Here is a 548-nt window from a genome sequence, read left to right as displayed (position 1 = left end):
TTCAAATCATGGTGTTTGGAGCAATAGTTTTGGTGGTAACGTTACAATACAAACATTTTGTTAGAGATTTTTTAAATTTACATACACTCTAGATAGACTACATATCAACTTCAGATACTTGTTTTATGATACAAGTAATCAAACAAAAGGAGGGCAATACAAAATTGATTACAACAGTATTAATAGGGCACTCTTTTAAGTACAGGAGATTATTAGATGGAGCAAATGTTGAAGATGTACAGACAGATAAACATATTCCATATGAACAAAATGAATTGCAGCAAACTTATAGAAAAGGACGATTCGAAGAAGTTCGAGTTATAAAAAGAAAATAGATAAATATAGTGAAAATAGATAAATTGACAAGAGAAAAGCACTTTGTGTATATCACAGGTGCTTTTCATTTTGATATAGGACTTGAATTAAACTTTTATACTAAAAAATTTACAAAAAAGGGGGGAGTTCATTGTACAAAATTATTTATGGAATATTAATTTTAATTTATACTTTGTATTCATTTTTTGTAAGTGATGGAAGTGAAGTAAGGT

At 27.9% G+C, this 548-nt stretch carries 1 protein-coding gene; it reads left to right on the top strand.

Annotation, left to right across the window (positions count from 1 at the left end; all coding sequences use genetic code 11):
• Positions 1–164 precede the first annotated feature (164 nt).
• On the top strand, positions 165–335 hold the full coding sequence (locus ACTJJY_RS32095) for a hypothetical protein (RefSeq protein ID WP_440607454.1): 171 nt from the start codon (positions 165–167) through the stop codon (positions 333–335).
• Positions 336–548: the final 213 nt, after the last annotated feature.

The sequence above is a fragment of the Bacillus sp. 22475 genome (genome assembly GCF_052044835.1).
Classification (GTDB): domain Bacteria; phylum Bacillota; class Bacilli; order Bacillales; family Bacillaceae_G; genus Bacillus_A; species Bacillus_A cereus.
This window is presented reverse-complemented; position numbering and strand designations above follow the sequence as displayed.